At 63.6% G+C, this 22,755-nt stretch carries 23 protein-coding genes and 1 pseudogene; 12 read left to right on the forward strand and 12 right to left on the reverse strand.

Features of this window, described 5'->3' with window-relative positions; genetic code table 11:
- Positions 1–126 precede the first annotated feature (126 nt).
- Genes ACQPYR_RS19025 through ACQPYR_RS19035 form a run of 3 tightly spaced genes read right to left on the reverse strand, consistent with a single transcriptional unit; the run spans position 127 to position 2,605 of the window.
- Positions 127–1,350: a site-2 protease family protein gene (locus tag ACQPYR_RS19025; RefSeq protein WP_433634016.1), complete on the reverse strand. Its 1,224-nt coding sequence runs from the start codon at positions 1,348–1,350 to the stop codon at positions 127–129.
- Positions 1,347–2,459, reverse strand: coding sequence for a HesA/MoeB/ThiF family protein (locus ACQPYR_RS19030; RefSeq protein ID WP_433634018.1), 1,113 nt, complete (start codon positions 2,457–2,459; stop codon positions 1,347–1,349). The genes ACQPYR_RS19025 and ACQPYR_RS19030 overlap by 4 nt, the downstream gene beginning before the upstream one ends.
- A gap of 23 nt (positions 2,460–2,482) precedes the next feature.
- Entirely contained in the window at positions 2,483–2,605 is a 123-nt protein-coding gene (locus ACQPYR_RS19035) for a hypothetical protein (RefSeq protein WP_281006183.1), read from the reverse strand.
- Between the two features lie 487 nt (positions 2,606–3,092).
- On the opposite strand from ACQPYR_RS19035, the gene ACQPYR_RS19040 reads away from it, so the two are divergent.
- The 4 genes and pseudogenes from ACQPYR_RS19040 to ACQPYR_RS19055 form a co-directional block, all read left to right on the forward strand.
- Complete coding sequence (locus ACQPYR_RS19040) at positions 3,093–3,515, forward strand: phage holin family protein (protein ID WP_433634020.1); 423 nt, start codon at positions 3,093–3,095, stop codon at positions 3,513–3,515.
- Positions 3,516–3,517: 2 nt separating this feature from the next.
- Complete coding sequence (locus tag ACQPYR_RS19045) at positions 3,518–3,907, forward strand: DUF3618 domain-containing protein (RefSeq protein ID WP_433634022.1); 390 nt, start codon at positions 3,518–3,520, stop codon at positions 3,905–3,907.
- Positions 3,908–4,126: 219 nt separating this feature from the next.
- The gene (locus ACQPYR_RS19050; protein WP_433634024.1) at positions 4,127–4,672 is read left to right on the forward strand and encodes a hypothetical protein; all 546 of its coding nucleotides are present in this window, start codon (positions 4,127–4,129) and stop codon (positions 4,670–4,672) included.
- 70 nt (positions 4,673–4,742) lie between these two features.
- Positions 4,743–4,958: pseudogene (locus ACQPYR_RS19055) on the forward strand (glycine betaine ABC transporter substrate-binding protein); the annotation flags it as partial.
- On the opposite strand, the gene ACQPYR_RS19060 reads toward ACQPYR_RS19055, so the two are convergent.
- The gene (locus ACQPYR_RS19060) at positions 4,959–5,870 is read right to left on the reverse strand and encodes a hypothetical protein (protein ID WP_433634026.1); all 912 of its coding nucleotides are present in this window, start codon (positions 5,868–5,870) and stop codon (positions 4,959–4,961) included. It lies immediately after the preceding pseudogene.
- A 61-nt stretch (positions 5,871–5,931) separates the two neighbouring features.
- Here ACQPYR_RS19060 and ACQPYR_RS19065 point away from each other — a divergent pair, with 61 nt between their 5' ends.
- A complete protein-coding gene (locus ACQPYR_RS19065) occupies positions 5,932–6,102 on the forward strand; it encodes a hypothetical protein (RefSeq protein ID WP_433634028.1) in 171 nt (56 codons plus the stop codon).
- Positions 6,103–6,110: 8 nt separating this feature from the next.
- Here the strand turns inward: ACQPYR_RS19065 and ACQPYR_RS19070 are convergent, their stop codons facing one another.
- Complete coding sequence (locus ACQPYR_RS19070) at positions 6,111–6,812, reverse strand: alpha/beta hydrolase family esterase (RefSeq protein ID WP_433634030.1); 702 nt, start codon at positions 6,810–6,812, stop codon at positions 6,111–6,113.
- A 215-nt stretch (positions 6,813–7,027) separates the two neighbouring features.
- Between ACQPYR_RS19070 and ACQPYR_RS19075 the strand changes: the two genes are divergently transcribed.
- On the forward strand, positions 7,028–8,494 hold the full coding sequence (locus ACQPYR_RS19075; RefSeq protein ID WP_433634032.1) for a DHA2 family efflux MFS transporter permease subunit: 1,467 nt from the start codon (positions 7,028–7,030) through the stop codon (positions 8,492–8,494).
- A 165-nt stretch (positions 8,495–8,659) separates the two neighbouring features.
- Here ACQPYR_RS19075 and ACQPYR_RS19080 read toward each other — a convergent pair whose 3' ends face one another.
- Complete coding sequence (locus ACQPYR_RS19080) at positions 8,660–8,845, reverse strand: hypothetical protein (protein ID WP_364352791.1); 186 nt, start codon at positions 8,843–8,845, stop codon at positions 8,660–8,662.
- Between the two features lie 204 nt (positions 8,846–9,049).
- Between ACQPYR_RS19080 and ACQPYR_RS19085 the strand changes: the two genes are divergently transcribed.
- Positions 9,050–9,517 carry an NUDIX hydrolase gene (locus ACQPYR_RS19085; RefSeq protein WP_433634034.1) on the forward strand — a complete coding sequence of 156 codons (468 nt, stop codon included), beginning with the start codon at positions 9,050–9,052 and terminating at the stop codon, positions 9,515–9,517.
- 24 nt (positions 9,518–9,541) lie between these two features.
- Positions 9,542–10,447, forward strand: a complete 906-nt coding sequence (locus tag ACQPYR_RS19090) for a carbohydrate kinase family protein (protein ID WP_433634036.1) — start codon at positions 9,542–9,544, stop codon at positions 10,445–10,447.
- Here ACQPYR_RS19090 and ACQPYR_RS19095 read toward each other — a convergent pair.
- Together ACQPYR_RS19095 and ACQPYR_RS19100 are read right to left on the reverse strand one after the other, a co-directional pair.
- Complete coding sequence (locus ACQPYR_RS19095; protein ID WP_433634038.1) at positions 10,444–11,097, reverse strand: hypothetical protein; 654 nt, start codon at positions 11,095–11,097, stop codon at positions 10,444–10,446. The genes ACQPYR_RS19090 and ACQPYR_RS19095 overlap by 4 nt on opposite strands.
- 5 nt (positions 11,098–11,102) lie before the next feature.
- On the reverse strand, positions 11,103–12,248 hold the full coding sequence (locus ACQPYR_RS19100) for a radical SAM protein (RefSeq protein ID WP_433634040.1): 1,146 nt from the start codon (positions 12,246–12,248) through the stop codon (positions 11,103–11,105).
- A 151-nt stretch (positions 12,249–12,399) separates the two neighbouring features.
- Here ACQPYR_RS19100 and ACQPYR_RS19105 point away from each other — a divergent pair, with 151 nt between their 5' ends.
- The 3 genes from ACQPYR_RS19105 to ACQPYR_RS19115 all read left to right on the forward strand — a co-directional run bounded on the left by ACQPYR_RS19105 (position 12,400) and on the right by ACQPYR_RS19115 (position 15,352).
- The gene (locus ACQPYR_RS19105) at positions 12,400–14,040 is read left to right on the forward strand and encodes an IS4 family transposase (RefSeq protein ID WP_433622791.1); all 1,641 of its coding nucleotides are present in this window, start codon (positions 12,400–12,402) and stop codon (positions 14,038–14,040) included.
- A 95-nt stretch (positions 14,041–14,135) separates the two neighbouring features.
- Entirely contained in the window at positions 14,136–14,465 is a 330-nt protein-coding gene (locus ACQPYR_RS19110) for a transposase (protein WP_433634042.1), read from the forward strand.
- A complete protein-coding gene (locus ACQPYR_RS19115) occupies positions 14,462–15,352 on the forward strand; it encodes an IS3 family transposase (RefSeq protein ID WP_433622792.1) in 891 nt (296 codons plus the stop codon). The genes ACQPYR_RS19110 and ACQPYR_RS19115 overlap by 4 nt, the downstream gene beginning before the upstream one ends.
- 56 nt (positions 15,353–15,408) lie before the next feature.
- Here ACQPYR_RS19115 and ACQPYR_RS19120 read toward each other — a convergent pair whose 3' ends face one another.
- Positions 15,409–16,992 carry an IS4 family transposase gene (locus tag ACQPYR_RS19120; RefSeq protein ID WP_433635183.1) on the reverse strand — a complete coding sequence of 528 codons (1,584 nt, stop codon included), beginning with the start codon at positions 16,990–16,992 and terminating at the stop codon, positions 15,409–15,411.
- The gene (locus ACQPYR_RS19125; RefSeq protein WP_433634044.1) at positions 16,877–17,845 is read right to left on the reverse strand and encodes a hypothetical protein; all 969 of its coding nucleotides are present in this window, start codon (positions 17,843–17,845) and stop codon (positions 16,877–16,879) included. The genes ACQPYR_RS19120 and ACQPYR_RS19125 overlap by 116 nt, the downstream gene beginning before the upstream one ends.
- Positions 17,846–18,041: 196 nt before the next feature.
- Between ACQPYR_RS19125 and ACQPYR_RS19130 the strand changes: the two genes are divergently transcribed.
- A complete protein-coding gene (locus ACQPYR_RS19130) occupies positions 18,042–19,484 on the forward strand; it encodes an XRE family transcriptional regulator (RefSeq protein WP_433634045.1) in 1,443 nt (480 codons plus the stop codon).
- Here the strand turns inward: ACQPYR_RS19130 and ACQPYR_RS19135 are convergent.
- Together ACQPYR_RS19135 and ACQPYR_RS19140 are read right to left on the reverse strand one after the other, a co-directional pair.
- Positions 19,481–20,299, reverse strand: coding sequence for an alpha/beta hydrolase (locus ACQPYR_RS19135; protein ID WP_433634046.1), 819 nt, complete (start codon positions 20,297–20,299; stop codon positions 19,481–19,483). The genes ACQPYR_RS19130 and ACQPYR_RS19135 overlap by 4 nt on opposite strands.
- 891 nt (positions 20,300–21,190) lie before the next feature.
- Positions 21,191–22,666: a serine/threonine-protein kinase gene (locus ACQPYR_RS19140; RefSeq protein WP_433634048.1), complete on the reverse strand. Its 1,476-nt coding sequence runs from the start codon at positions 22,664–22,666 to the stop codon at positions 21,191–21,193.
- Positions 22,667–22,755 lie beyond the last annotated feature (89 nt).

Raw genomic sequence — 22,755 nt, forward strand, 5'->3', positions numbered from 1 at the left:
AACTGTTCGCCGACGGCTACCGCGCCATGGACGACCGCCGGGCCGTCAAAACCCCTTTGCGCCCCTGACGGGTCGTCGGCGTGCACGGACTGGTCGGTGATCCAGCGGGCGTCGGGGGAGGCCCTCCTACGGCCGTCTCGCGCGATGTCGTCGCCACCAGGTCACGGCCCATACGGCGTGCAGGGTGCCGAGGATGAGTAGCACGACCACGCTGTCGAGGTTGGTTGCTACCGGATGGCTCGGTCCGAGTCTGTCGATGGCGCGGTAGATCAGGGTGAGATCGGCGGGGAGGGTGAAGGTCACCATCGCGGCCAGACACAGCGCCGTTCCCAGGACGAGGACGACGCTGTAGACGCGGACCGCGCGGCGTTCGTGCGATGGCAGGCGGAGGCTGGGATCTTCTGACGTGTCGGATCGGCGAAAGATGATATACCGCAGCCGGTTTCCGAAATAGCGTGCATATGCGATGCCGTCGCCGTACAGGTCGCGACATGCGGTGAGGTCCTGCAGCACGAAATAGATGTCCGTGCGCATGAACACCATGAACTGAAACGGCAAGGGCAGCAATGCGATCACGGCGAGCGCGGCCAGAATCCGGTGCGGCGTCGTTGCCTGGGCGGTCGCAGCCGCGAACACCACGGCGACGGCCGCGACCGAAAAGTTCGTCGACATACCTGCCAGATAGGCGGTGAGCCGATGTCGCCGTGGCGCGAGTTCGATTCCGCTGATATCTGTTTCGGCCACCAGGAACTGCAGGCGCGTTCCCAGTCGGATCCGGGCGTGCACGCCGGTCGCCCGCGCGACGACGAAGTGTGCCAGCTCGTGGACCAATACCAGCGACCACCCCGCGGTGACGCTGAGCGCGAGCACGACGCTGCCCGCAGGACTCCAGAGCAGGTTATGGAAACTCGGCAGCAAATCGGGCCGTACGGCGAGTGTCGCGATTGCGGCAACCATGAGACAGGCGAACAGCACTGGAAAGACCGGGCTCAGCGCGAACCGCACATGCTCGGGGCGTATCCACGCAAACGTTGCCGGTCGCGGCGGGACGCACGGCACCGGCCGCCCATCGACCTCGGCCACGAACTCGAGCTCCATCAGCGCCGCTACGAAGGACAGCACATCGAACTCGCGTCCCTCGGCCTCGGCCAGCCGCCCGGCTGCCTGTTCGATTGTGTGGCCGGCTCGCAGGTACTCCAGTGCGGTCGCCCCCGCCCTTGGGAGTGCCACGAACTGCCGAGTCTCGAACCGGCCTACGATCCACTCGTCGCGATCGGGCCGAGTCGCCAAGTCGTGCAGTCGGATTCGACTGTCGGGTCGCGGAGTGAGCGTCGTGCGCGCGTCGGTCACGGCGGGCCGCCGCATGCCGGGCAGTCCGGCCGAGAGGTAATGCGGTCGGGCGCCGACGCATCCAGACGAACCAGATTCACGTCATAGCGGAACCCTGGTTCGATCGGCGGGGCACCGGTCAGCGTCGCGAGCGCGAAATGCGTGAGGAGAGTGCCGGTGAGGGTCGCCGATACGATGTTGACCGGATGCCAGGGCAGTTGTGGCGCAAGGCTTTCCAGTGTCGTCTCAGGAGGCAGCCGCATATCCGCCTGTTCGGCTCGGTGATCGTGCAGGCATTCCCAGCAGGCACTTTGCCCGGGGCTGTGCAGGCTGCCCGACACGGTCGGGCCGTGGTAGCCGCCGACCACCCAGGGCACGCCTGCGGACAGGCACGCCCGGTTGGCCCATCGGCGGATCGTGCGCGGCTGATCAGCGCACAGGGCGAGCAGGTCGTATCCGGTTTCGAGCAGTTCGGCCAGGTCGGACTGCTTTGTTATCCGCCGCTGTTCGCCCGTGACCCGCACATCGGAGTTCAGCGCGCGCAAGTGCTGGACCGCGGCCTCGACCTTCGATCTGCCGATATCGTTCTCCCGGAACAGGATCTGGCGATTGAGGTTGGAAAGTTCCACCACGTCGGCGTCGACGCAATGCAGCTGTCCGACACCGGAGGCGACCAGGCCCTGCGCCACGATCCCGCCGGTTCCACCGACACCGACGAGCAGAACGCGGGACCGGCGCAGTCGAAGTTGCACGTCCCAAGCGCTGACCCGAGCCGTCCGGTCTATCCACCGAAAGAACGCCACACCGCGCGAATAGCGCTCCAGCTCCCGCTCCGAGAATTCCACCGGCACCGGAGCGCCGGCATCTTCGAGCAAGCCCGCGTCCGACAACTGTTGCATCGCGTCGGCCGCGGGCACTCCCGGATAATCGGACAGCACCACGTCGACTATCTCGTCGGGCGATCTGGTGCCATCCAGTGCGCTGATCAGAACCCGCACCCAGCCATCCGGATCTTCGATTTCCACTCCGAGGCCGTGGACCGTGGCACCGATCCTGATATTGCCGTCGATCGTGACATACCGACCGTGTTCCGGTTTGATCCGTGGCCGAAGCATCCGTTCAGCGCGCATTCGGCCTACCGGGCATACAACTGCTAATTGCCGCCATTACCGCCGCTGTCGCCGGTGGTCTCCTTCTTGTCCAGCGGCCGGATCACAATCGCCGCGCGCTTCTCGGCCGTGGATTCAGCAGGTGCCTTCTCGCGCTCGTTCTTCATCGGAACTCCTTCCATCGAAAACCGGACGACGAAGTTGGTCACCGCTCATCGAACTGCTGCGGACCCGTCGACCGCCGGACGAACGGGGGTCTTGTCGACTGCTTTCGCCATGACCACACTCCGTATCATCGGATACGTGCACACCCGAGACGGGTGACTGACGATTCGATGGTTCGCCGCTCGGGCGGTGGAAGTCAACGACGGTAATCCCAAGAGTGGGAAGAGATTTCGGCATTCGGGTGTCGTGCGAGCTGCCCGGAAGGGGTGGGCCGTGGTAGCCGACTACCACCTCGTCGGGCGATCTGGTGCCATGCTCTGCAGCGAGCCGATATCGGCACGGATCTGCGCCAGCGGTGGAACCAACATGGTGCCCGCGTCGAGCATCGGGGCCAGCACTCGGACGATCTGGCCATCGTGGGTTTGAAAGTCGCAAAGCGGGCCAACTCGGACATATCTGGAGCTGTTCCCCGAATACCTAGGAATCGCCATGACCGAAACACCCACCGGGTTGTATATCGAGACGTCGCCGACGGCGACACGGTCGGTTACCGAGCTCGTCAACGATGCGACCGAGCAAATGGCCCGCCTGATCCGGGACGAGATCAAGCTCGCGGAACTCGAAGTGCAGAGCAAAGGCAAACGTCTGGGACGCGGCGCGGTTGTGACCGGTGCCGGTGCGCTCGCGGCATGCTATGGCGCCGCCGCCGTCATCGCGGCGGTGATCATCGCCCTCGCCGGTCCGCTGTCCGGCTGGGCCGCCGCGCTGATCGTCGGAGCGGTGCTGCTCCTCGTCGGCGCCGCCTTGGCCGCTATCGGCAAGAAGGACCTGCAGAAGGGGGTGCCTCTGGTTCCGCGGGAGGCGATCAGCGGACTACAGCAAGACATCCATGCGATCAAGAGCGGAGGATAGCGATGCGTGATGAGAGCACTCCTTCAGTCGGATCGCCCGAGGCGGAGCTGCTGCGCGCCGATCGCGACCTGGCCAGACAAGAGCTGGGACAGACTATGGCGGAACTGACCGGCAAGCTCGATGTGAAGGGCAGAGCCGAGGCCGAACTGCATCAGACCGTGGACAATGCGCGCGCCAAAGTGCATCATGCGGCGGAAACCGTGCGGGAGAAGCGTGAGAGAGTCAGCGCCGCAACGCAAGACCGCGCCGTACAGTTCGCCGCCGTGACGCGCGGTCGTCCGGTGCCCGTCGCGGCCGCGGTGACCGCCGCGATCGCGGCCCTGGTGACCTGGCTCATCCTGCGTGACCGACGCAACTTGGGTAAAAGGCGGCCAACGCGCCACCGGCACTGATATGCAAACCCGCACCATCTGCTGACCCTGCGCACTGCCGGAGATGTTGGGCGGCAACATGTTCGGCACCCCGGATGTCCGAGTCGCAGCCCGTAGGGGTTGCTCTCGGACGGTACTATTACCTTTCGATCACAGATGTGGTCGACTGAATCACGTGGCCCGGCACGGGCTTTGAGGCACGTGTCGGCGCGCGACAGCCGATGAAATGTGGGGAAAACTATGAGCGCCACCAAGTTCGCCGCCACCGCCCTGCTCGCGATCGGTGCGACCGGCATTACCGCAGGCGCCGTGCAGGCCCAGCCGGTAGCAGCCGACACCACCGTGCAGGCGACCGATCACGGCATCAACTTCGTCACCGCACCGACAGCAGACCGCCGAGGAGTCAGCACCACCATCGAGGCCGGACGGTTCACCGTGGCCGCCGATGCTCTTTCGATCACCCTCACCGACGCCGTAGGCAGTACGGTGACCTCGATTCCGCTGGGGCTGCAGACCGCGGCCGGGACCGTCGCCCTCACGCCGGAGATCGCCAATGACGGCCGAACTCTCACCCTCACAGCGCAATCCGACACCACGCGGACCGCGCAGGCAATCGATGAGGCCTCCGACACGATCGCCCGCAAGCAGTACAACGCCGGGATCGGCGCGCTCATCGGCGCCGGGATCGGCGCGGTGATCGGCTTCTTCCTCGGTGGTGTCGGTGCCCTCGTCACCATCCCGATCGGCGCGGGCATCGGCGCCCTGATCGGCTACTCCACCCCCTGATTCCGGATCACGAGCACTTCGAGTCCCTGTGTGCCGCTGCCGAACAGCAGCGGTGCACAGGGACGTGCTCGACGACAAGAAGTTCTTCCTGCCCTACAGCGGTACCGCGGTCGTGCGCGGCGTCGTCCTGGACCGCTACCAGCAGTTGCCAACCCTGTTGGGCACGATTTCCGAACACCTCACCGACGAGCTGATGCAGGACCTCAACGGCCGCGTCGATATCGATGGCGAGGATCCCGCCGATGTCGCCTACGACTGGCTGAAGATCGAGAAGCTGGTCGAATAGCTAATTGTCGACCGGGGGTTGCAGGCTTATACGGTCGGCGAGGGCGTCGACGGCGTCCGCGTCGGCGTAGGCCTCGGTGGTCAGTTCGAGGAATGCGGCCCAGCGGTTTATCCGTGGTGTCCAGCGTTGGATATAGGCGTGGGCATGTTCGAACTCACCTTGCGTGCCGCTTATTCGCGCACGTGCAGCCGCTTCGGTGGCGGCCTGTACGGTGTGCTGGGCCAATGCCAATTGTTCTCGGCAGTGGTCGGCGTCCGGGACTTCCTCCCGCACGGTGTCGGCTTCGACGCGCAGGTTGCGGATGACTCCGGCCAGTCGGGGGTCGGCCGGCCCCGACCGTGGGGCGGAGGTGCCCGCGGCGATGGCTTTATCGCGGCGTTCACGTCGCCGCCGCTCCCGTTTCTCGGCCAGCGCCACTTGCTTACGGTAGGTCTCGGTGTCCGCGACGGTTACCACGGGATAGGTCAATACTGCTGTCGCCGAGAGCATTTCGACGCCATTGCTGTCGCAGACCTGGATGGTGACCTGGTCCAGCGGCCGGTCGGGGTCGGGTTCGTCCTCGAGGCGGGCATCCAGGACCGCGTTTCGGTATTCGATCATGATGTCTGCGACGACCCGATCGAACACCGCGGTGCCGACCTCGATGTGGTTGGTGCACGTGCGGCCGGTGCAGTCATCGGGAATGCCGAATTCGCCGTAACCGGAGTCGACAACGGATTTCCCGGTCGGACCGCTGCCGACAACCTCCCAGGTGTAGGTGTTGGATTGCGCTACTTCGGCTCGCTCCACACAGTCCTCGGACATGGCCTGACCGTACTTCATGAAGGTGCCGGGAATCGGGTTGTTCTCCGAAGCCGTCGAGATACGCCGTCGAGCCCGGCGCGTCGGCTCGGACAGCACCCTCGATCCCATCGGCGAGATCCGTTATTTGTGCTGGTTGCCGGGTATGCGAGCGGCAGGAGGTGAGAAGAGAATGGTTGCTTTGTTGCTGGTCCTGCTGCTTGCGCTGATCTTGTTCGGCGTGGGGTTCGCGGTGAAAGCTTTATGGTGGGTCGCGATTGCGGTCCTGGTGATCTGGGCGCTCGGCTTTGTATTCCGGTCGGCCGATACCGCGGGGACCCGCGGTCGCTGGTACCGCTGGTGATGCCGCGCTCACCGGAGGGGGCCGGTATGCGGATGGGCCTGGAAGAATTCCCACATGATCTGGTTGGCGTTGAGCGATGCGGTAGCGCCGACCAGTGGTTCGGGGGCGATCGGCGGCGAGCCCGGCCAGGTGTGCCCGCCGCCCAGCAGCGCGTATAGCTCGACGGCGCCGTTTACGGGGCACGGGTACCGGAACAGGGTGACATCGCCGGCAATCCGGCGCTCTTCAGGCTCTGGCCCGCAGCCGTTGCGTTGCGCCCAAGCGGCCGCCTGCGTCGGGATGTTCGCCGGTCTCGGGCTGTCGACGCCGCTCGGCATGGTGCCGCCCCGCCCGGCGGCGGAACCCGAACCATCAGCCGACGGCAGCAACTTGGCGTTGGGACCGGGTCCGCCGATGTAGGCGACGAACGGGTCGGCTGTCCCGTGAAACGCGATAACGGGTATCGGACGCGCCGGATGGCACCAGGGGAAGTCCTGCAGTCCGGCTACCGGTGCGACGGCCGCGATCCGGTCCGCGAGCTGACATGCCAGCGACGAAGTGGTGAAGCCACCCATCGATAGGCAGGTGACGAACACGCGCCGCAGATCGACGCACAGTGTCGATTCCACATGCGTTAGCAGTTCCGCGAGATAGGCGATATCGTCGCTGTTCTCGCTGAAATCCCAGCGCGGCCAACCAGGTTCGTCGAGTTGCGGAGTGACAAGGATCATTCTTCATCGTGAGAGGTAGGTTCTCACCACTGTGCCCGCTGTGGGGCGCGGTGTCGATGGGTGGAAAAAGCGATCGAACTTGTCGGTGGCGACCGCAATACTGTCGCGTGCCGATGAATTCGAGCCGCCGGTCCCGTCTCAACCACTGTGGCGAGATCCGATGAATCGGTAACGCGCCACACCTATTCTGTCGAGACACTCTGGAGGTACACCCGATGTCAGCCGAACTTTCCGCCCCCGCCTCGGGAGGGCGGACGCCGACCGTCATCCGGGTACTGGTACTCGCGACCTTCGTGGTGATCCTGAACGAAACCATCATGATCAACGCGATCCCACGGCTGATGGCCGACCTCGAGGTCACCGAGCGGGCGGCTCAGTGGGTGTCCACCGCGTTCATGTTGACGATGGCGGCCGTCATCCCGACGACCGGCTGGTTCCTGCAGCGGGTATCGACCAGACGGGCCTATGCCGTGGCCATGGGGGTCTTCCTCGCCGGTACCGCGCTGTCGGCCGTCGCGCCGTCGTTCGCGGTGCTGCTGCTCGGACGGGTCATTCAGGCCGGCGGCACCGCGGTAATGATGCCGCTGCTGATGACCACACTCATGACCGTTGTGCCCGAACAGGACCGCGGCCGGGTGATGGGCAATGTCACCCTTGCCATTTCGGTGGCGCCCGCGCTCGGTCCGGTGGTCTCCGGGATGGTGCTGCAGATCGGTTCGTGGCGTTGGCTTTTCGTGCTGGTCCTACCGATCACCGCGGTCGTCACGTGGCTGGGTCTGCGTCGGCTGGAGAATGTCGGTGAACCGCAGGCCGGGGCGATCGACTCGGTCAGCGTGGTGCTCGCCGCGCTCGGATTCGGCGGGCTGGTATTCGGGCTCAGCCGGTTCGAGAGCGACAACCTCACCAGCCCGGCTCTGATCGTCGCCGCGGGTTCGGCTCTCATCGCCGTATTCGTCTTCCGTCAGCTGCGCCTGCAGCGCACCGGCACCCCGCTGTTGGATCTGCGGGTCCTGCTTTCCGGCACCTACGCGAAGGCGCTGGTGCTGATGTCGGTCGCGTTCATGGCGATGCTCGGCTCGATGATCCTGTTGCCGCTGTATCTGCAGAATCTGCGTGGCCTGAGCCCCTTGCAGACCGGCCTGCTGGTGATGCCGGGTGGGCTGGCGATGGGTTTGCTCGGACCGACGGTCGGCCGCCTGTTCGACCGCTTCGGTGGACGCGTACTGGTCATTCCCGGCTCGGTCGGGATCGCCGCGGCGCTGGGCGGATTCACCCAGATCTCGATGTCCATGCCGTACTGGCAGCTGCTGGCACTGCACATCCTGCTGATGGTGTCGCTGGCCGCCGCCTTCACCCCGGTCTTCACCCTCGGGCTCGGCGCGCTTCCACAGCACCTGTACTCGCACGGCAGCTCCATGCTCGGCACGCTGCAGCAGGTCGCCGCGGCCTTCGGCACCGCCCTGGTGGTGACGGTGATGTCGGCCCGCAGCACCGGACTCGTCGCCGATGGCACCGACCCCGTCACGGCCCACCTCGACGGCATGCGTCTGGCCTTCCTGGTCTCCGCCGCCCTGGCACTGGTCGTGATCGTCATGGCCGTGCTGCTGCCGAGCCGGGCGGCGGCCGCTCCGGAGGAAGCCGAGGAACTCGACACCGCAGTTCCCGAATTGGTCAAGAACTGACCGCAATTCGGCACGACGAACCCCTGGTCCCGTTTGCTTGGGTTCACGCGGTCGTCGCAACACTCTCGATTTGAGAGGTTGCGGCGATCGTGTCGTTTCAGGAGGATTTGGCCCGGTTCGGTGATCAGTTGGTGCGGCTGGTGGACCGTTCGGTCACAGCGAATTTCACTCCCACAACCGCGAGCACGGCAATGTTGGAAGGTCTTCGGTCACGTTGTCATCGACCGTGACAACGACCTCCGGCGATCCATGGGCCAGCTCATCGGCGACATTCTGGGCCTGTTCGGCCGACCCCTGATAGTCCAACCTCAGCGCACCGGATTCGATCCGGATGTGTCGCGGCCTACGCATGTCCACCACTCCCGTTCCGTTGATGGCCAAATTGCCTGGTAACGAGGGTGAATCCGCACCCGGGACCGATCCATATCGTGACCCGTTGGTCGGTATACGTTCGGTGTATATCGCACCAGTGACGGGAGATCTAGGCTCGGTGCGTTCAGGGGCTCAATACATCAAACAACCAGTTCAACCACTACGGGAGGAGACAACCAAACGATGACTGACACAACGACCGCATTCGCCCGAGAAGCAAAGCCGCAGCGGCACAAGGTGACTGGTGACGTTCACCTGCTGCTGCGCCGAGGGACTGAAGTGCTGTTCGGCCAGCGCCAGAACACCGGCTTCGAGGATGGAGCCTGGCATCTGCCGAGCGGTCATCTCGAAGCCGACGAATCGGTGGTCGACGCCCTGATCCGCGAAGCCAGGGAAGAAATCGGCGTGACCATTGCGCCAGAGGATGTGCACTTCAGCCACATCATGCACAACTCGTCCTCAGGCGGGCGCATAGCGTTGTTCTTCATCGTGGACACATGGCAGGGGGAGCCAACCAACCTGGAACCTGAAAAGTGCAGTGCGCTCGAATGGTTCGCGGCAGGTGCACTGCCCGATCACATGATCCCGTACTGCCGCACAGCGATGGACCGCGTCGCGGCTGGCGACTCGTTCTCGGTCTACGGCTGGTAGATCACTGTGCCTCCGTCTGGCCCGGTGGTGTGCGTCAGCTACCTGGCGCAGGCGGAATTGTGGACCGTGCCCGTATTCCCTCTCGCCAACCACGGAGCGGAAATCCGCACCATCGAATGGTCGGTAGCGGCTGACGGGCCAATGACAGCGGCGGTGCTCGCATCTCTGGGGGCACCGACCCTGCTGATTGCCAACGACATTGGCGACGATGAGCACGGCCGAGGGGTTGCCCACTGGCTGGAACAACGCGGGGTCCAGCGTGCCTTCGCGATCAGGCCGGATGTCGTCACACCACGAATCGTCGTGAGTGGCGACGACCAGCACACCCGCACCTGGTTCGCCCATTTGCCGGGCGTTGTCGCCAGTTTGGAGCGTGCCGACCTGTCGCCGCTGGCGGATGGGGCATTCGTTTACCTGGATTGCTACGAGCTGATCGAATCAGGTGCACTTCGCGTGATCGAGGTCGCCCGTGCCGCCGAGGTGCCGCTGTTGCTCAATCTCGGTGGCTCCGTGCTTTCCACTGAGGTGGCAGCTGCTGTACGCGGGTACTCCGGCCTGCTGGTGCAAACGAACGTCGATGACACTGCCCACGCCGATGCGCCAGCTCTGGCCCGATCCATCTTGGACCGGACTCGTGCAGCCTGGGTAATCGTGACCGCTGGCGCCCATGGTGCCGTCGGGCTCAGTCGGTCGGAACGGGTCTTGGTGCCAGCGTTTCCGGTCGAGGTTCGACATACGCACTGCGCGGGTGCTGCCTTCTCGGGTGGCCTGCTTTATGGGCTCTGGGCTGGCTGGTCCGTGGGGCAAAGTATGTTGCTCGGATCGGCCAGTGGGGCACTCCGGTGTGCACGACACCAAGGTGCCCCTCTGCCGACCTTGGCCGAACTGCGGGCATTCATCGACAGTCGCCAACAGTTCGCCGCCAGCTAGAACAACCGCCACTCATCCATCCAGCCAGTTACTTCCGCGAAGCGCGCACGGCTCATCTGTTTCTTCTTGGCCTCCGCGTCGGACTCATCCTTGGCCCCGTACTGCCACCACGCCTCGTTCGTCTGCCGATCCATAACCAAGAACCGATCCTTGACGGCTGGCCCGCGTATCACGAGCGACACCGTGAACGACTCCGCGACGACTGCATGCACCATCGAGTGGTGCAGCGCGTAGCTTGTGCCCACCGGCTCCTCTCGAACGTGCAGCACTGGCAGCTTGTTCGGCTCCACCTGTTCGTCCAGCTCGGCGTTGCCGAACAAATAGTGCCGGTAGTGCCCGCGCAGAATCTTGCTGGCGTAGGACCAGCGGTGATTGTGCGGGCGGTCGAAGTAGCCCGGCGGGAATACATGCAGCCGTACCCGTACTCCCGGATCGTCCTCGCTGGCCAGCACGATTTTGTCCAGGATGTCGTAGTGCTCGCACAGGTCGAGCAGCTCGGGCCGGTTGGGTAGCTCCTCCAGCCGTGCACGCAAAATTCGCGGTTCGGCCGCAAGTTCGTTCAATGCCTCACGACAGTTCAGCTCGACATCGTCGATGTCGCCCCAGTCGATCCAGCGCAGATTTTCGGCGATCCGATCCATATCGTCCATTGGGTTCACTCCTCGGGCTTGGCGCTGGACTTCCACAGGCGGCAGACGGGCACAATGTCCTCGTAGGCCGCGCAAGAGGACTGGCCCATCACCACCTCTTCGGCTGGACACCCGCCCATGCAGGCACCGGCTTTGCACCCGCCGCATGAGCTTTCGGCGAGGACACTGGTGAACAACTCGAACTCGTTGGCACTGTGGTTGAGCTGTACTTGCCCCTCGACCATCTGGGCGAAGTGCAGCTCGGTGTCGAACAGGTAGGAGCAGACGTAGCAGCGGCCGTCCGGGAAGATCGAAATCCGGTCCAGTGTTCGGCCGATGCACCCTTGATAGCCCTCGGCGGCGTAGCGCTCCATCTGATCGCGCCGGGCGTACGTTGGCTGGTACCACACTCTTGTCTTGTACTGGGGCGCAACATCATTGAGGGTGTCGCAGAAACTCACCCATTCCGGCGGTGTCATGGCCATATCCGGATTGCCGTGCCCGGTGCCGATGGTCGAGAAGACGTGAAACTTCACCAGACTCACACCGAGGACATCCGCAATGTCGAGGAGTTGGAACACATCTCGTTCGTTGGCCTTGTTGACCGTGCAGATGATGCGAGTGTCGAAGCCGCGTTCGGCCAGCTCCCGCGTGGTTTTTATGGCTTCATCGAACGTGCCGGCACCACGCACGACATCGTGGGTCTTGCGGCTGCCACCGTCGAGACTCACCTGTACGTAGGCGAAGTCCTCCGGCACGAGCTGCCGGAAGCGCCGAAGTGCCGGTTTCTGGGCGTTCGTCGTGGTGATGACGTGCTCGTAGCCGAGCTGTTTGCTCAGTCGGATCACCTCGCGGTAGTGGGGGTGGAGCGTCGGCTCGCCACCGAGGATGGTCAATTTGCTCCCGCCCAGCCGACGCCACGTGGTGAGCGTGTCCACGATCTTGGGCAGCGGCATCTTCAACGCCCGGTCTAGCCGTTCGCCCATGTAGCAGTGCTCGCAGCGAAGTTGGCACGCCTCGGTGATGTAGAGGTACACGTTGCGGAAGCGGCCGTAGGCCACGCGGTCGATTCGGTCCGGCTGAGGAACGATGGCACCGCGCGGCATGCGGGCGTGGCCGTACCCATCACTGCTCGGTTTGAGGCTGGGCATGGGCAATGGAACAGTAGTCATTGTGCAGAACTCCGTGAAATGGGGTTCCCCCAAGGCCGGGTAGTTAGTGTTTTCGCTGGTGGCGCAAGCGGTTTGAGGATTTCGGGCATAGGGCAACGGAGCTCGTTGGTTCAGGAAGTCGACCAAGACAGCCTGTTGCCGAGGAGCTCCGTTGCCGTTTCATTCTCCCCTGCCTCCCGCGTTGGCGGCGATCACCCGGTCGGTGACCGTGGCCGCGGGCCGATTCGCTGCCGGTCATCTGGGCGAGTTGACCGTGGTGGTGCCCTTCGAGCTTGTCGACGCGGTCCTCGAGGAAACCCGGTCGGTGCAGCGCCGGTTGCGTGATCTCCCGTCTCGGGTCGGGGTCTATTTCCTCCTGGCGATGTGCTTGTTCCCCGAGGTGGGTTATCGGGCGGTCTGGGACAAACTCACAGCCTCGCTGACCGGGATACCCTTGCCCGCCCCGACCGCGAAAGCGTTGCGGGACTTGCGCCGTCGGGTGGGGGTCGCGCCGATGCGGATGTTGTTCGATGTGCTGGCCGGGCCGTTGGCGCAGCCGTCGACTCCGGGGGTTCGGTTCGGGCCGTATCGGATGGTGTCCTTCGATGGCTGCACCTCCCAGAAAGTGCCCGCCACCGCCCGGAACCGGGCCTGGCTGCGTGCCACCGCCCATTACGCCTACCCGATGCTGGAATTGATGACGCTGGTGGAGACCGGAACCCGCGCGGTGATCGGGGCAGTGTTCGGACCCACCGAGCTGGGCGAGACCGGCTACGCCTGCAAGCTGCTGCATCTACTGCGCCCGGACATGCTGGTGTTGTGGGACAGGGGCTTCGACAGCAACGACTTCCTCGTCAAAGTCTGCGCGACCGGTGCCCAAGTATTGGGTCGGTCGCGCAGCAACCGGCGCATCCCGGTCCTGACCCGCCTGGGCGATGGCTCATATCTGGCGGTCATCGCAGGGATCCCGGTGCGGATCATAGACGCCCAGATCACCGTGACCTGCATCGACGGCACCGTGTTCACCGCCAGCTACCGCCTCGTCACGACCCTGACCGACGCCCGCCGCTACCCGGCAGCGACGCTAGTGGCCCTCTACCACCAGCGGTGGGAACATGAATCCGCCTACTACGCGCTGCGCCACACGATCATGGCCGGACGAGTTCTACGCTCGGGCGACCCCGTCGGCGTCGAACAGGAAATGTGGGCCCTGCTGGGCCTGTACCAAGCGCTGCGCATCGTGATGGTCGACGCCGCCGAATCCCGTCCAGGTACCGACCCGGACCGCTGCAGCTTCACCATCGCTTTCCACACCGCCCGTAACCAGGTCCTCACCGCGGACGGGGTCGTCCCCACCGGGACCGGAAGCGGCCTTCTAGGGCGGATCGGCGTCCGGATCTTGGGGCACCTGCTACCACCACGCCGGCAACGGGTCAGCACCCGCAAGGTCAAATCACCGATGTCGCGCTACAACGAGCGCCTCGACGACGGACGCCCCGACACCAGCCGCACCGTCACCAATCTCGACCTCGCCATCGTAGTGCCCGACACCGAACAACTCCCGCTCCCAACCACTTCCCGCCACGACAGCCGCACCACTCCCGACCAGCGCCGACGCCACCGGATCCTGACCCTGCTCGACACCGACCCCACCCGCTTGTGGCGAGCCCGTGACATCGCCGCCCACTTCGGCGACATCACCCTCAACACCATGTACAGACAGTTGACCCGGTGGGCCGAGGACGGCCTCATCCACAAACTCGGCCCAGGCCTCTACAGCACCACCGCCTGGTCACCCGAAACCCTTGCATGACAAGCGAAAACACTAACTACCCGGCCTTGGGGGTTCCCCTGAAGTAGTGGACATCTGAGATAGCGGGACCGATGGTCCCTGGAAGGATGTTCGCCATGCCTCGTCCGCGTCGATCGTATTCGCCTGAGTATCGGGTGGAAGCGGCGCATCGAGTGATCGATTCCGGCCGGCCGGTGCGGGAGATCGCCCGTGAGCTGGACGTGCACGAGAACCTGCTGCACAAGTGGGTGCGAGAAGAACGCCGCCGTATGGCCGCGGCAGGCCAGAGCGGTGGCCGGGCTCGCGATGACGGTGGTGGCCAGCCACTTTCAGCCGATGAGCGCGCGGAATTGGTGCGGTTACGGGCGAAGGTCGCCGAGCAGGCCAAGGACATCGTGTTCCTGGAAAAAGCCTCGGCGTACTTTGCGGCACGGCATCCAAAGTGAGCAGGTTCGAGCTCATGGCGGCAGAGTGCGCCGGTCTCGACGTGACCCGGATGGCCGAACTGCTCGGCGTCTCGACCTCCGGCTACTACCGGTTCCTGCAGGTCCGTGCCAGCGTGGAGCCGTCGGCGCGGTTGCAGCGGCGCCGGGATCTGGAGGTGAAAATCCTTGCCCACCACCGTGCATCCGACGGCACCTACGGATCGCCCCGGATCACCACCGACCTGCTCGCCGAAGGCGAACGGGTATCGAAGAACACCGTGGCCGCGATCATGGCCGATCTCGGGATCGAGGGCATCAGCCCACGCTCGTTCAAGACCACCACCATCGCCGATCCAGCAGCATCGTTCCCGCCGGATCTGGTCGGACGTCGCTTCGACCGTGGCCGGCCCGACCTGGTCTGGTCCTCGGATATCACCTACCTGAGCTGTGGTGAGGGCGAGATGTTCCTATGCGCGATCCGCGACGAACATTCCCGGCGCGTACTGGGTTGGGCAGTCGCTGACCATATGCGCGCCGAGTTGGTCGTGCACGCCGTGGACCGCGCCGTGTTCGTCCGTGGTGGCCGCTGCCGGGGCACGATTCTGCACTCGGACAGGGGCAGCCAATACACCGCTGCCGTGACCGCCCAAGCCTGCGCCTGCCACGGCTTGCTCCGGTCGGCAGGAGCCACCGGGATCTGCTGGGACAACGCCGGCGCGGAATCGCTGTGGTCGAGTTTCAAGCACGAGTGCTACTACCGGCACACCTACGCCACCAAGGCGGAATTGGTTGCCGCAGTTGACAATTGGATGCACTTCTACAATCATCGGCGGCGACACTCGGCGATCGGGATGCGCTCACCGATCGACTACGAGCAGTCCCTCAAAGCCGCCCCCGAAGCAAGCTAACGCTGTCCACTTTTTCGGGGGAACCCCCAAGGCCGGGTAGTTAGTGTTTTCGCTTGTCATGCAAGGGTTTCGGGTGACCAGGCGGTGGTGCTGTAGAGGCCTGGGCCGAGTTTGTGGATGAGGCCGTCCTCGGCCCACCGGGTCAACTGTCTGTACATGGTGTTGAGGGTGATGTCGCCGAAGTGGGCGGCGATGTCACGGGCTCGCCACAAGCGGGTGGGGTCGGTGTCGAGCAGGGTCAGGATCCGGTGGCGTCGGCGCTGGTCGGGAGTGGTGCGGCTGTCGTGGCGGGAAGTGGTTGGGAGCGGGAGTTGTTCGGTGTCGGGCACTACGATGGCGAGGTCGAGATTGGTGACGGTGCGGCTGGTGTCGGGGCGTCCGTCGTCGAGGCGCTCGTTGTAGCGCGACATCGGTGATTTGACCTTGCGGGTGCTGACCCGTTGCCGGCGTGGTGGTAGCAGGTGCCCCAAGATCCGGACGCCGATCCGCCCTAGAAGGCCGCTTCCGGTCCCGGTGGGGACGACCCCGTCCGCGGTGAGGACCTGGTTACGGGCGGTGTGGAAAGCGATGGTGAAGCTGCAGCGGTCCGGGTCGGTACCTGGACGGGATTCGGCGGCGTCGACCATCACGATGCGCAGCGCTTGGTACAGGCCCAGCAGGGCCCACATTTCCTGTTCGACGCCGACGGGGTCGCCCGAGCGTAGAACTCGTCCGGCCATGATCGTGTGGCGCAGCGCGTAGTAGGCGGATTCATGTTCCCACCGCTGGTGGTAGAGGGCCACTAGCGTCGCTGCCGGGTAGCGGCGGGCGTCGGTCAGGGTCGTGACGAGGCGGTAGCTGGCGGTGAACACGGTGCCGTCGATGCAGGTCACGGTGATCTGGGCGTCTATGATCCGCACCGGGATCCCTGCGATGACCGCCAGATATGAGCCATCGCCCAGGCGGGTCAGGACCGGGATGCGCCGGTTGCTGCGCGACCGACCCAATACTTGGGCACCGGTCGCGCAGACTTTGACGAGGAAGTCGTTGCTGTCGAAGCCCCTGTCCCACAACACCAGCATGTCCGGGCGCAGTAGATGCAGCAGCTTGCAGGCGTAGCCGGTCTCGCCCAGCTCGGTGGGTCCGAACACTGCCCCGATCACCGCGCGGGTTCCGGTCTCCACCAGCGTCATCAATTCCAGCATCGGGTAGGCGTAATGGGCGGTGGCACGCAGCCAGGCCCGGTTCCGGGCGGTGGCGGGCACTTTCTGGGAGGTGCAGCCATCGAAGGACACCATCCGATACGGCCCGAACCGAACCCCCGGAGTCGACGGCTGCGCCAACGGCCCGGCCAGCACATCGAACAACATCCGCATCGGCGCGACCCCCACCCGACGGCGCAAGTCCCGCAACGCTTTCGCGGTCGGGGCGGGCAAGGGTATCCCGGTCAGCGAGGCTGTGAGTTTGTCCCAGACCGCCCGATAACCCACCTCGGGGAACAAGCACATCGCCAGGAGGAAATAGACCCCGACCCGAGACGGGAGATCACGCAACCGGCGCTGCACCGACCGGGTTTCCTCGAGGACCGCGTCGACAAGCTCGAAGGGCACCACCACGGTCAACTCGCCCAGATGACCGGCAGCGAATCGGCCCGCGGCCACGGTCACCGACCGGGTGATCGCCGCCAACGCGGGAGGCAGGGGAGAATGAAACGGCAACGGAGCTCCTCGGCAACAGGCTGTCTTGGTCGACTTCCTGAACCAACGAGCTCCGTTGCCCTATGCCCGAAATCCTCAAACCGCTTGCGCCACCAGCGAAAACACTAACTACCCGGCCTTGGGGGAACCCCAAAATAAGTAGCGGGGCAAGCAGATTTGCCGCTCCGTCGATGGTGTTGGTGGTGTCGAGCTGAGTGACGGCAATACCGGAGTCGGTGAAGCCCGCTCGGATACCGGCAGCCGTCTGGTGGTAGCGCTGCAACCTGGCCTTGAACAGCCGGGGCGAGTCGCCGCGCCGTGGATGCAACAAGCCACCGCAGTGAGCGCACTGCCAGGAGTCATCCCGGCTGGGTATCGCTGGAAGTCGGGGATCGCGGATGGGATCACGCTCGCACTGGTGGCACACCTTTCGGTTCTTCGCCCGCTGCTTGAGCGTCTTGGCGTCGGTTACGACTTCGATCGCCTCGATATGACCGGGTGGCGTCAACGCCCAAAGGGTGGTGAGCAGTTGGTCGACCTGGCTCGCAGAACCGGGGAAGTTGTCCAGCAGCACGGTATGCACGTCCGGATCGGCGTGCGCGGCATCGAAGTACGAGCGCAGCGCTTCCCCAACCGTGAACTCGTCAATCCAGCCCAGCCGTTCGCTACTGGTCGCGGTGGCGGCCAGTACGTCTGTCGGCACGTGCTCGCGCAGTCGGAAGATCCGCCGCTCTGGTGCCGATCCGAGGCGCAGTGTGAGAGTGGTTTTGCCTGCGGCCGGTGGACCGAAGATGGGTACAACAAGGGACAGGGCCACGGCCTACTCCTTTCGTTTGAGAGCCTGAATGTGTCCGGTCCCCAAGCTTCGGATTTCGGCCAAAAACCCACCACGACCACGGCGAATACGCGATATACATGGAACGCATACCGATCACGGAAACCAGTGGTAGCGTTCTCCGACCAGGGCAAACGGGGGATAAGGCAACCCTCGCGGACAATCCGGAGCGGTTCACATGACCGAAACGCCGCAGTACCAGCGCTATTGCGCGCGCTGCAGCAACCGTTTGAGCCGCTACAATGCCGAATCAGTGTGTGGCGCTTGCGAAGTCATGGCACGGGGGCACCGGCATCGCCCGCCGACGCTCCCGCCGGACTTTTGGCAGACCGACCAAATGCGCGATGCGCTCGCCACCTGGCACATGGGCCGGGTCTTCTTCGCTTACCGCAACCACCCGTATCACGGACAACAGCTGCCGCAGGAACTTATGGGCAGTTGGCTCGGTATGACACAGGTGCAGATCAGTCGAATCGAAAAGGGTTCAGCGCCAGAGCAACTGTCCAAACTGACGCGGTGGGCGCAGATTCTCCGTATTCCGCCCGAGTTGCTGTGGTTCAAGCTGCCCGACGAGGTGGGTGCGGCAGCCGTATCCATCGAACCTGCAAGCACGACAGGTAATAACGCGCTGGCGCTTGCACGCTGGTTGGCTGGCGATGGAACTGGCACCCCACCAATTAGTCACAGTGACGATCTGGAGCGGGTGAGCTTGGCGCTGGAGGACGCTCGCCGGTACTTCGACGGCTCGGTCCTGGAGTTCTTCCGTGCTCAACTTGCGCGTTGCAAAGCCGACGACGGTTCCCTTGGTCCAGCCGAGGCGTTGCCACTCACGCTCGCCGTGCTCGGCGCAATCCGACGGCACAGCAAGGATGTTCAGTCAGATGTGCGTCGGCAACTGTTGGTGGTTGGATCGGATGGCGCGGAATTCGCAGGGTGGCTGTACCGCGACCTCCATGACCCGGTGACGGCGACCTTCCTGTACGACCGTGCGATGGAGTGGGCGCAGGCCGCGGGCAGCCTGCCCATGCAGGGATACGTCCTGCTCAAGAAATCCCAGATGGCCTATGACTCGCGCGACGCGGGGACGCTGCTCGGATTGGCGCAAGCCGCCAAAGAGGGGCCGTGGCAGCTTCCGATCCGGGTGCAGGCGGAGGTTGTGCAGCAGGAAGCATTGGGACTCGCCATGATTGGCGAGCCAGCAGCCACCGTCGAACAAAGCCTTGGTCAGGCTCAGCACCTCCTCACCGAGGCCAGCAGTGCCGACGACCAAGGGTTGGTGAGCTACTTCAACGAGAGCACGCTTCTGGTTCGCTCAGCCTGCTGCTACACCGAGGCGGGCAAGCCGCAGCGGGCCACTGAACTGTTCGGTCAGGTGCTCGCCGATGGGGGACTGTCCCGGCGCGATGCTGGTTTCTTCAGTGCTCGACAGGCAAAAGCACTCGCACTCAGCGGCGAACCAGACGAGGCCGCCACGGTGGCAACCAAATCGGTCGCGGTGGCGCGCGAGACCCGTTCGGAGCGCACGATGAATGTCGTTGTGGATGTAGTGCGGACGCTCGACCCTTGGAACCACCGGCCGAATGTGCGGCAGCTCCGTGAAGCCTTGATGCCGTCGCGCTAAGCCGTGAGCCAGTCCGCAACGATGCGGATCACTTCGGCCTGGAACTCCTGGCTTTTCGGGTTGAGGTACTGCGGATCGTCATGGACGGCGAATCCGTGCTGTGATCCCTCGATTTCGATCAGCTCAACGGGTGCGGTGAATTGGGCGACGGCAGCACGGGAACCGTCGATTGGGACCAAGGTGTCTGCGTTGCCATGGACGATCAGAGTCGATCCCTTGATCTCGCCGAGGACTTCGTTCGGCTTCAGCCAGAACACCTCATTGAGCAGCGGCCGACCATGCCGCAGTGTCGGCGTGAACTGGATCGCTCCGGTTTCGTTGAGTTCTTCGGCCTTCTCGTCGGCGATCACATCGTTCGTCCAGTAGTCGCGAGTGTCGATGGTGCGCTTCTTGTAGTCGAACTGGGGGTTCAGCAGCACCAACCGAGATAGGTCTTCTGGGCGTTTGGCAGCGTAGTAGGCGCAGATTCCACCGCCGAAGCTGGCACCGAGCAGCGCCAGGTCACTGGCGCCCGTGGCGTTCTGCACAGCAGCGAGGCTGACGCGGATGTCGTTAAGGATGGCGGAGAGGGTCAGTTCCTCTTGGCGGCCTTCGCTGTCGCCGTGGCCACGGAGATCGAAACGGAGCGAAGCGATTCCAGCCTGAGCGAGGCCATTGGCCAGGCGGGCGAAGAATCCGCCCTCCTCGCGGGTGACCCCGCCACCATGCACCAGAACGACGGCGTGCGTCGTGGGTTGATCGGGAGTGACGATAGTCGCAGCCAGGTGCAGGCCGTCGAGGGTACGGATGCGGGTGATGGTGCTCGTCGGAACCACGGAGCCAGTCAACCAGAGCAGCCACACCGCCGCCAGACGATGATTACAAAGCGAGAACCGCTTCCTCGGCCGTACTGCGTGGCTACAGTAGCGCGATGCCGGACGTCAACCGCTACCTATGCCGTGACATCAACGGCGAAGCACATATTGTCCATCGAGCTGAGCTGGTCCGGCGAAGGTCCGTCTATGCGTTGATACAGGACGCGAACGATGTTCTGTTGCTGCGCGATAGCACTCGCACCGAGGCGCCGTGGGACATCCCGGCGGGGCGATGCGTTGTTACCTGCTGTAAATCTGCAACTGCGCACTCGTCAGCGTGGAGATGTGCAGGCCGACCTGATCAGCTGGCGTCAAGGTCGGCACGAATCGCGGGTGACGCTTGATGGTTTGGCTTCGGCCTCTGGTCCGTCACTGGTGAGTGATGCAAAGCTGGCGCTACTTCCCGTCCATGGGCAGAATGATGCTTTAATTCTGATCGGCGACAATACGGTTTTCGAAGGTCAGGCCGAGCACATAACGCGGTGCTCATCGCAGTCCATTTGCCGCGTGTCGTGCGGGCAGTAGGAGACACCAGCGAACACCTGCGAAATGGTCACCGAACGGCCAACCAGCACATGCGGAATGTGGACGCGGAGGTAGTCAGCTCCACGTACCACAAGCCACCGCATCCGCCTGCAATGTGATGCTGGTGCGGGCGCGTGACCGGTGCTCGCACGTACTCACCGATCCCGACGAACAGCAGCCGACCACCTTAGCCCTCACCGCCTGACCGACAGTCGGATCAGCAGCGACCGCACCTCATACACCCGCACTTGGACTCGATCTCGCGCCAGGTGCAGGACGCTGTCCTCGGCAGTCGAAGTTTCGCCCCTGTGCGTATTTGACATCGACTCACTCATCACCGGGCTCTGCATTGAGTTGTTCCAGCCGAATTCGGAAGTCATCGATTAAGCTGTCAGTGGTAAGCGGGGAGTCGAGATATGTGTACGGCAGCACCTTGGGTGCCAACTTGTGATATCGCGCCATGTAGTTTCCGCACTCGCTGGCAGATAGGCTGATGCGGGTACCCTCACGGTACCAATGGCGTCTTAACCATCGATAAGTTCCGCCTTCTGGCAGATAGAGCAGGTTTCCTTCATTCTTCTTCTGGGCGATGAACTCCCCTTCGTGGTAGTATCTCTTATCCCAGGTTCCCGTTTCTATCGTTCCTACCAGCGGTGGGTAATAGTACGATAGACCGTATAGCTGTCCGAACGAAAGTTGCAGACCGCAGTTGTGCCATCGGATCAGATATCTATTGGATCCATGAGAGTACTCCGTCGTGTACCTGTCTTCCACTGAGGTTTCCGTTACGAGGTCGCCCGTGAGGAGGTCTTCGAGTATCGAATCGAGTTCGGTTACTAGTTCGTCAAAATCTGCTCGGCCTTGTTCTCGTATTTCCTCGACTCTTCTCTCAATGCGAAGGCGTTCAACCTCTTTGTTGCGATACTTTTCCTTGGAGCGCATGGCTATATCTGCCAACATTAAGTGAGACGTATTCTTGACAGGGCGGCTTGCTTTGGTAATAAATTCCATCGCGGCGCGTGCATCCGAATATCTTTTCGGCGGGCTCTTCTCGAGCAGTCGAGTCACGAGTTGCCTCACCAGTGGCGGGAGCTCCTGAGGTAGGGGTGGTGGCAGCTCATCACGGTGTTGGCGGCGAAATTCTTCGGCTGTCGGTCCAGGGAATGGTCTCGTGCCAGTGAACATCTCGTAGGCGATGATGCCCAGGGCGTAGAGATCGGACTTTGCCGTTGCAATACCACTTTCCAGGTATTCGGGTGCCATGTATTCGAGGGTACCCTCGCCGCGCCGCGTTGCTGTGGAAGTGGCTTCACTGAGATCCCGGGATATTCCGAAATCTGTCAAGCGCCATTGCCCTTCCAGCAGTAGCACATTCCCTGGCTTGAGGTCTCGATGTACGATTCCGATCTCTGCGAGTTCCTGTAGCCCGAGTGCAATCTGGCGAAGAATATCCAATCCCTCACTGGTGGGAATGGGGGAATTAGATTCGGCTAGCCGGGCCTTGAGGCTTTGGGATGCACGGGGCATCACTATGTAAATGGTCCCATCATCGACCGCATACCCGAGGTGTCTGACGAGATGATTGCTGGTCGTTGCGGCCCCGACCTTCTGTCCGATTTCGATCTCGCGACTGTGTACCCGCCTTGCGAAATGATCGGACCCTGTCTGAATTACTTTGACAGCGACGGGCTTCCCATCATCTGCGTTGCCGCTGTGAACGGTTGCTGACGCTCCCTCGCCCAAAAGAGGGGAAGTCTCGTTGTATTTCCAAACTCTTCCCTCAACATCTGTGATTCTCTTCATGACCCGCCTGAAGGCTGCTATCTGACGTTGTGATGTGGATGCTCGCGCATCGGGCCAGCAGGTTTCTGTCTGCGGACCATCGCAGTACC

It is taken from the genome of Nocardia sp. CA-120079 (genome assembly GCF_050955745.1).
Taxonomy (GTDB): domain Bacteria; phylum Actinomycetota; class Actinomycetes; order Mycobacteriales; family Mycobacteriaceae; genus Nocardia.

Excerpts from the sequence above, each read along its gene's own strand:
- ACQPYR_RS19140 (WP_433634048.1), bottom strand. The coding sequence starts at position 22,666 with ATGAAGAGAATCACAGATGTTGAGGGAAGAGTTTGGAAATACAACGAG.
- ACQPYR_RS19100 (WP_433634040.1), bottom strand. The coding sequence starts at position 12,248 with ATGACTACTGTTCCATTGCCCATGCCCAGCCTCAAACCGAGCAGTGAT.
- ACQPYR_RS19130 (WP_433634045.1), top strand. The coding sequence starts at position 18,042 with ATGACCGAAACGCCGCAGTACCAGCGCTATTGCGCGCGCTGCAGCAAC.
- ACQPYR_RS19075 (WP_433634032.1), top strand. The coding sequence starts at position 7,028 with ATGTCAGCCGAACTTTCCGCCCCCGCCTCGGGAGGGCGGACGCCGACC.
- ACQPYR_RS19065 (WP_433634028.1), top strand. The coding sequence starts at position 5,932 with ATGGTTGCTTTGTTGCTGGTCCTGCTGCTTGCGCTGATCTTGTTCGGC.
- ACQPYR_RS19085 (WP_433634034.1), top strand. The coding sequence starts at position 9,050 with ATGACTGACACAACGACCGCATTCGCCCGAGAAGCAAAGCCGCAGCGG.
- ACQPYR_RS19040 (WP_433634020.1), top strand. The coding sequence starts at position 3,093 with ATGACCGAAACACCCACCGGGTTGTATATCGAGACGTCGCCGACGGCG.
- ACQPYR_RS19035 (WP_281006183.1), bottom strand. The coding sequence starts at position 2,605 with ATGAAGAACGAGCGCGAGAAGGCACCTGCTGAATCCACGGCCGAGAAG.
- ACQPYR_RS19060 (WP_433634026.1), bottom strand. The coding sequence starts at position 5,870 with ATGGGATCGAGGGTGCTGTCCGAGCCGACGCGCCGGGCTCGACGGCGT.
- ACQPYR_RS19030 (WP_433634018.1), bottom strand. The coding sequence starts at position 2,459 with ATGCGCGCTGAACGGATGCTTCGGCCACGGATCAAACCGGAACACGGT.
- ACQPYR_RS19050 (WP_433634024.1), top strand. The coding sequence starts at position 4,127 with ATGAGCGCCACCAAGTTCGCCGCCACCGCCCTGCTCGCGATCGGTGCG.
- ACQPYR_RS19070 (WP_433634030.1), bottom strand. The coding sequence starts at position 6,812 with ATGATCCTTGTCACTCCGCAACTCGACGAACCTGGTTGGCCGCGCTGG.
- ACQPYR_RS19080 (WP_364352791.1), bottom strand. The coding sequence starts at position 8,845 with ATGCGTAGGCCGCGACACATCCGGATCGAATCCGGTGCGCTGAGGTTG.
- ACQPYR_RS19095 (WP_433634038.1), bottom strand. The coding sequence starts at position 11,097 with ATGGACGATATGGATCGGATCGCCGAAAATCTGCGCTGGATCGACTGG.
- ACQPYR_RS19045 (WP_433634022.1), top strand. The coding sequence starts at position 3,518 with ATGCGTGATGAGAGCACTCCTTCAGTCGGATCGCCCGAGGCGGAGCTG.
- ACQPYR_RS19110 (WP_433634042.1), top strand. The coding sequence starts at position 14,136 with ATGCCTCGTCCGCGTCGATCGTATTCGCCTGAGTATCGGGTGGAAGCG.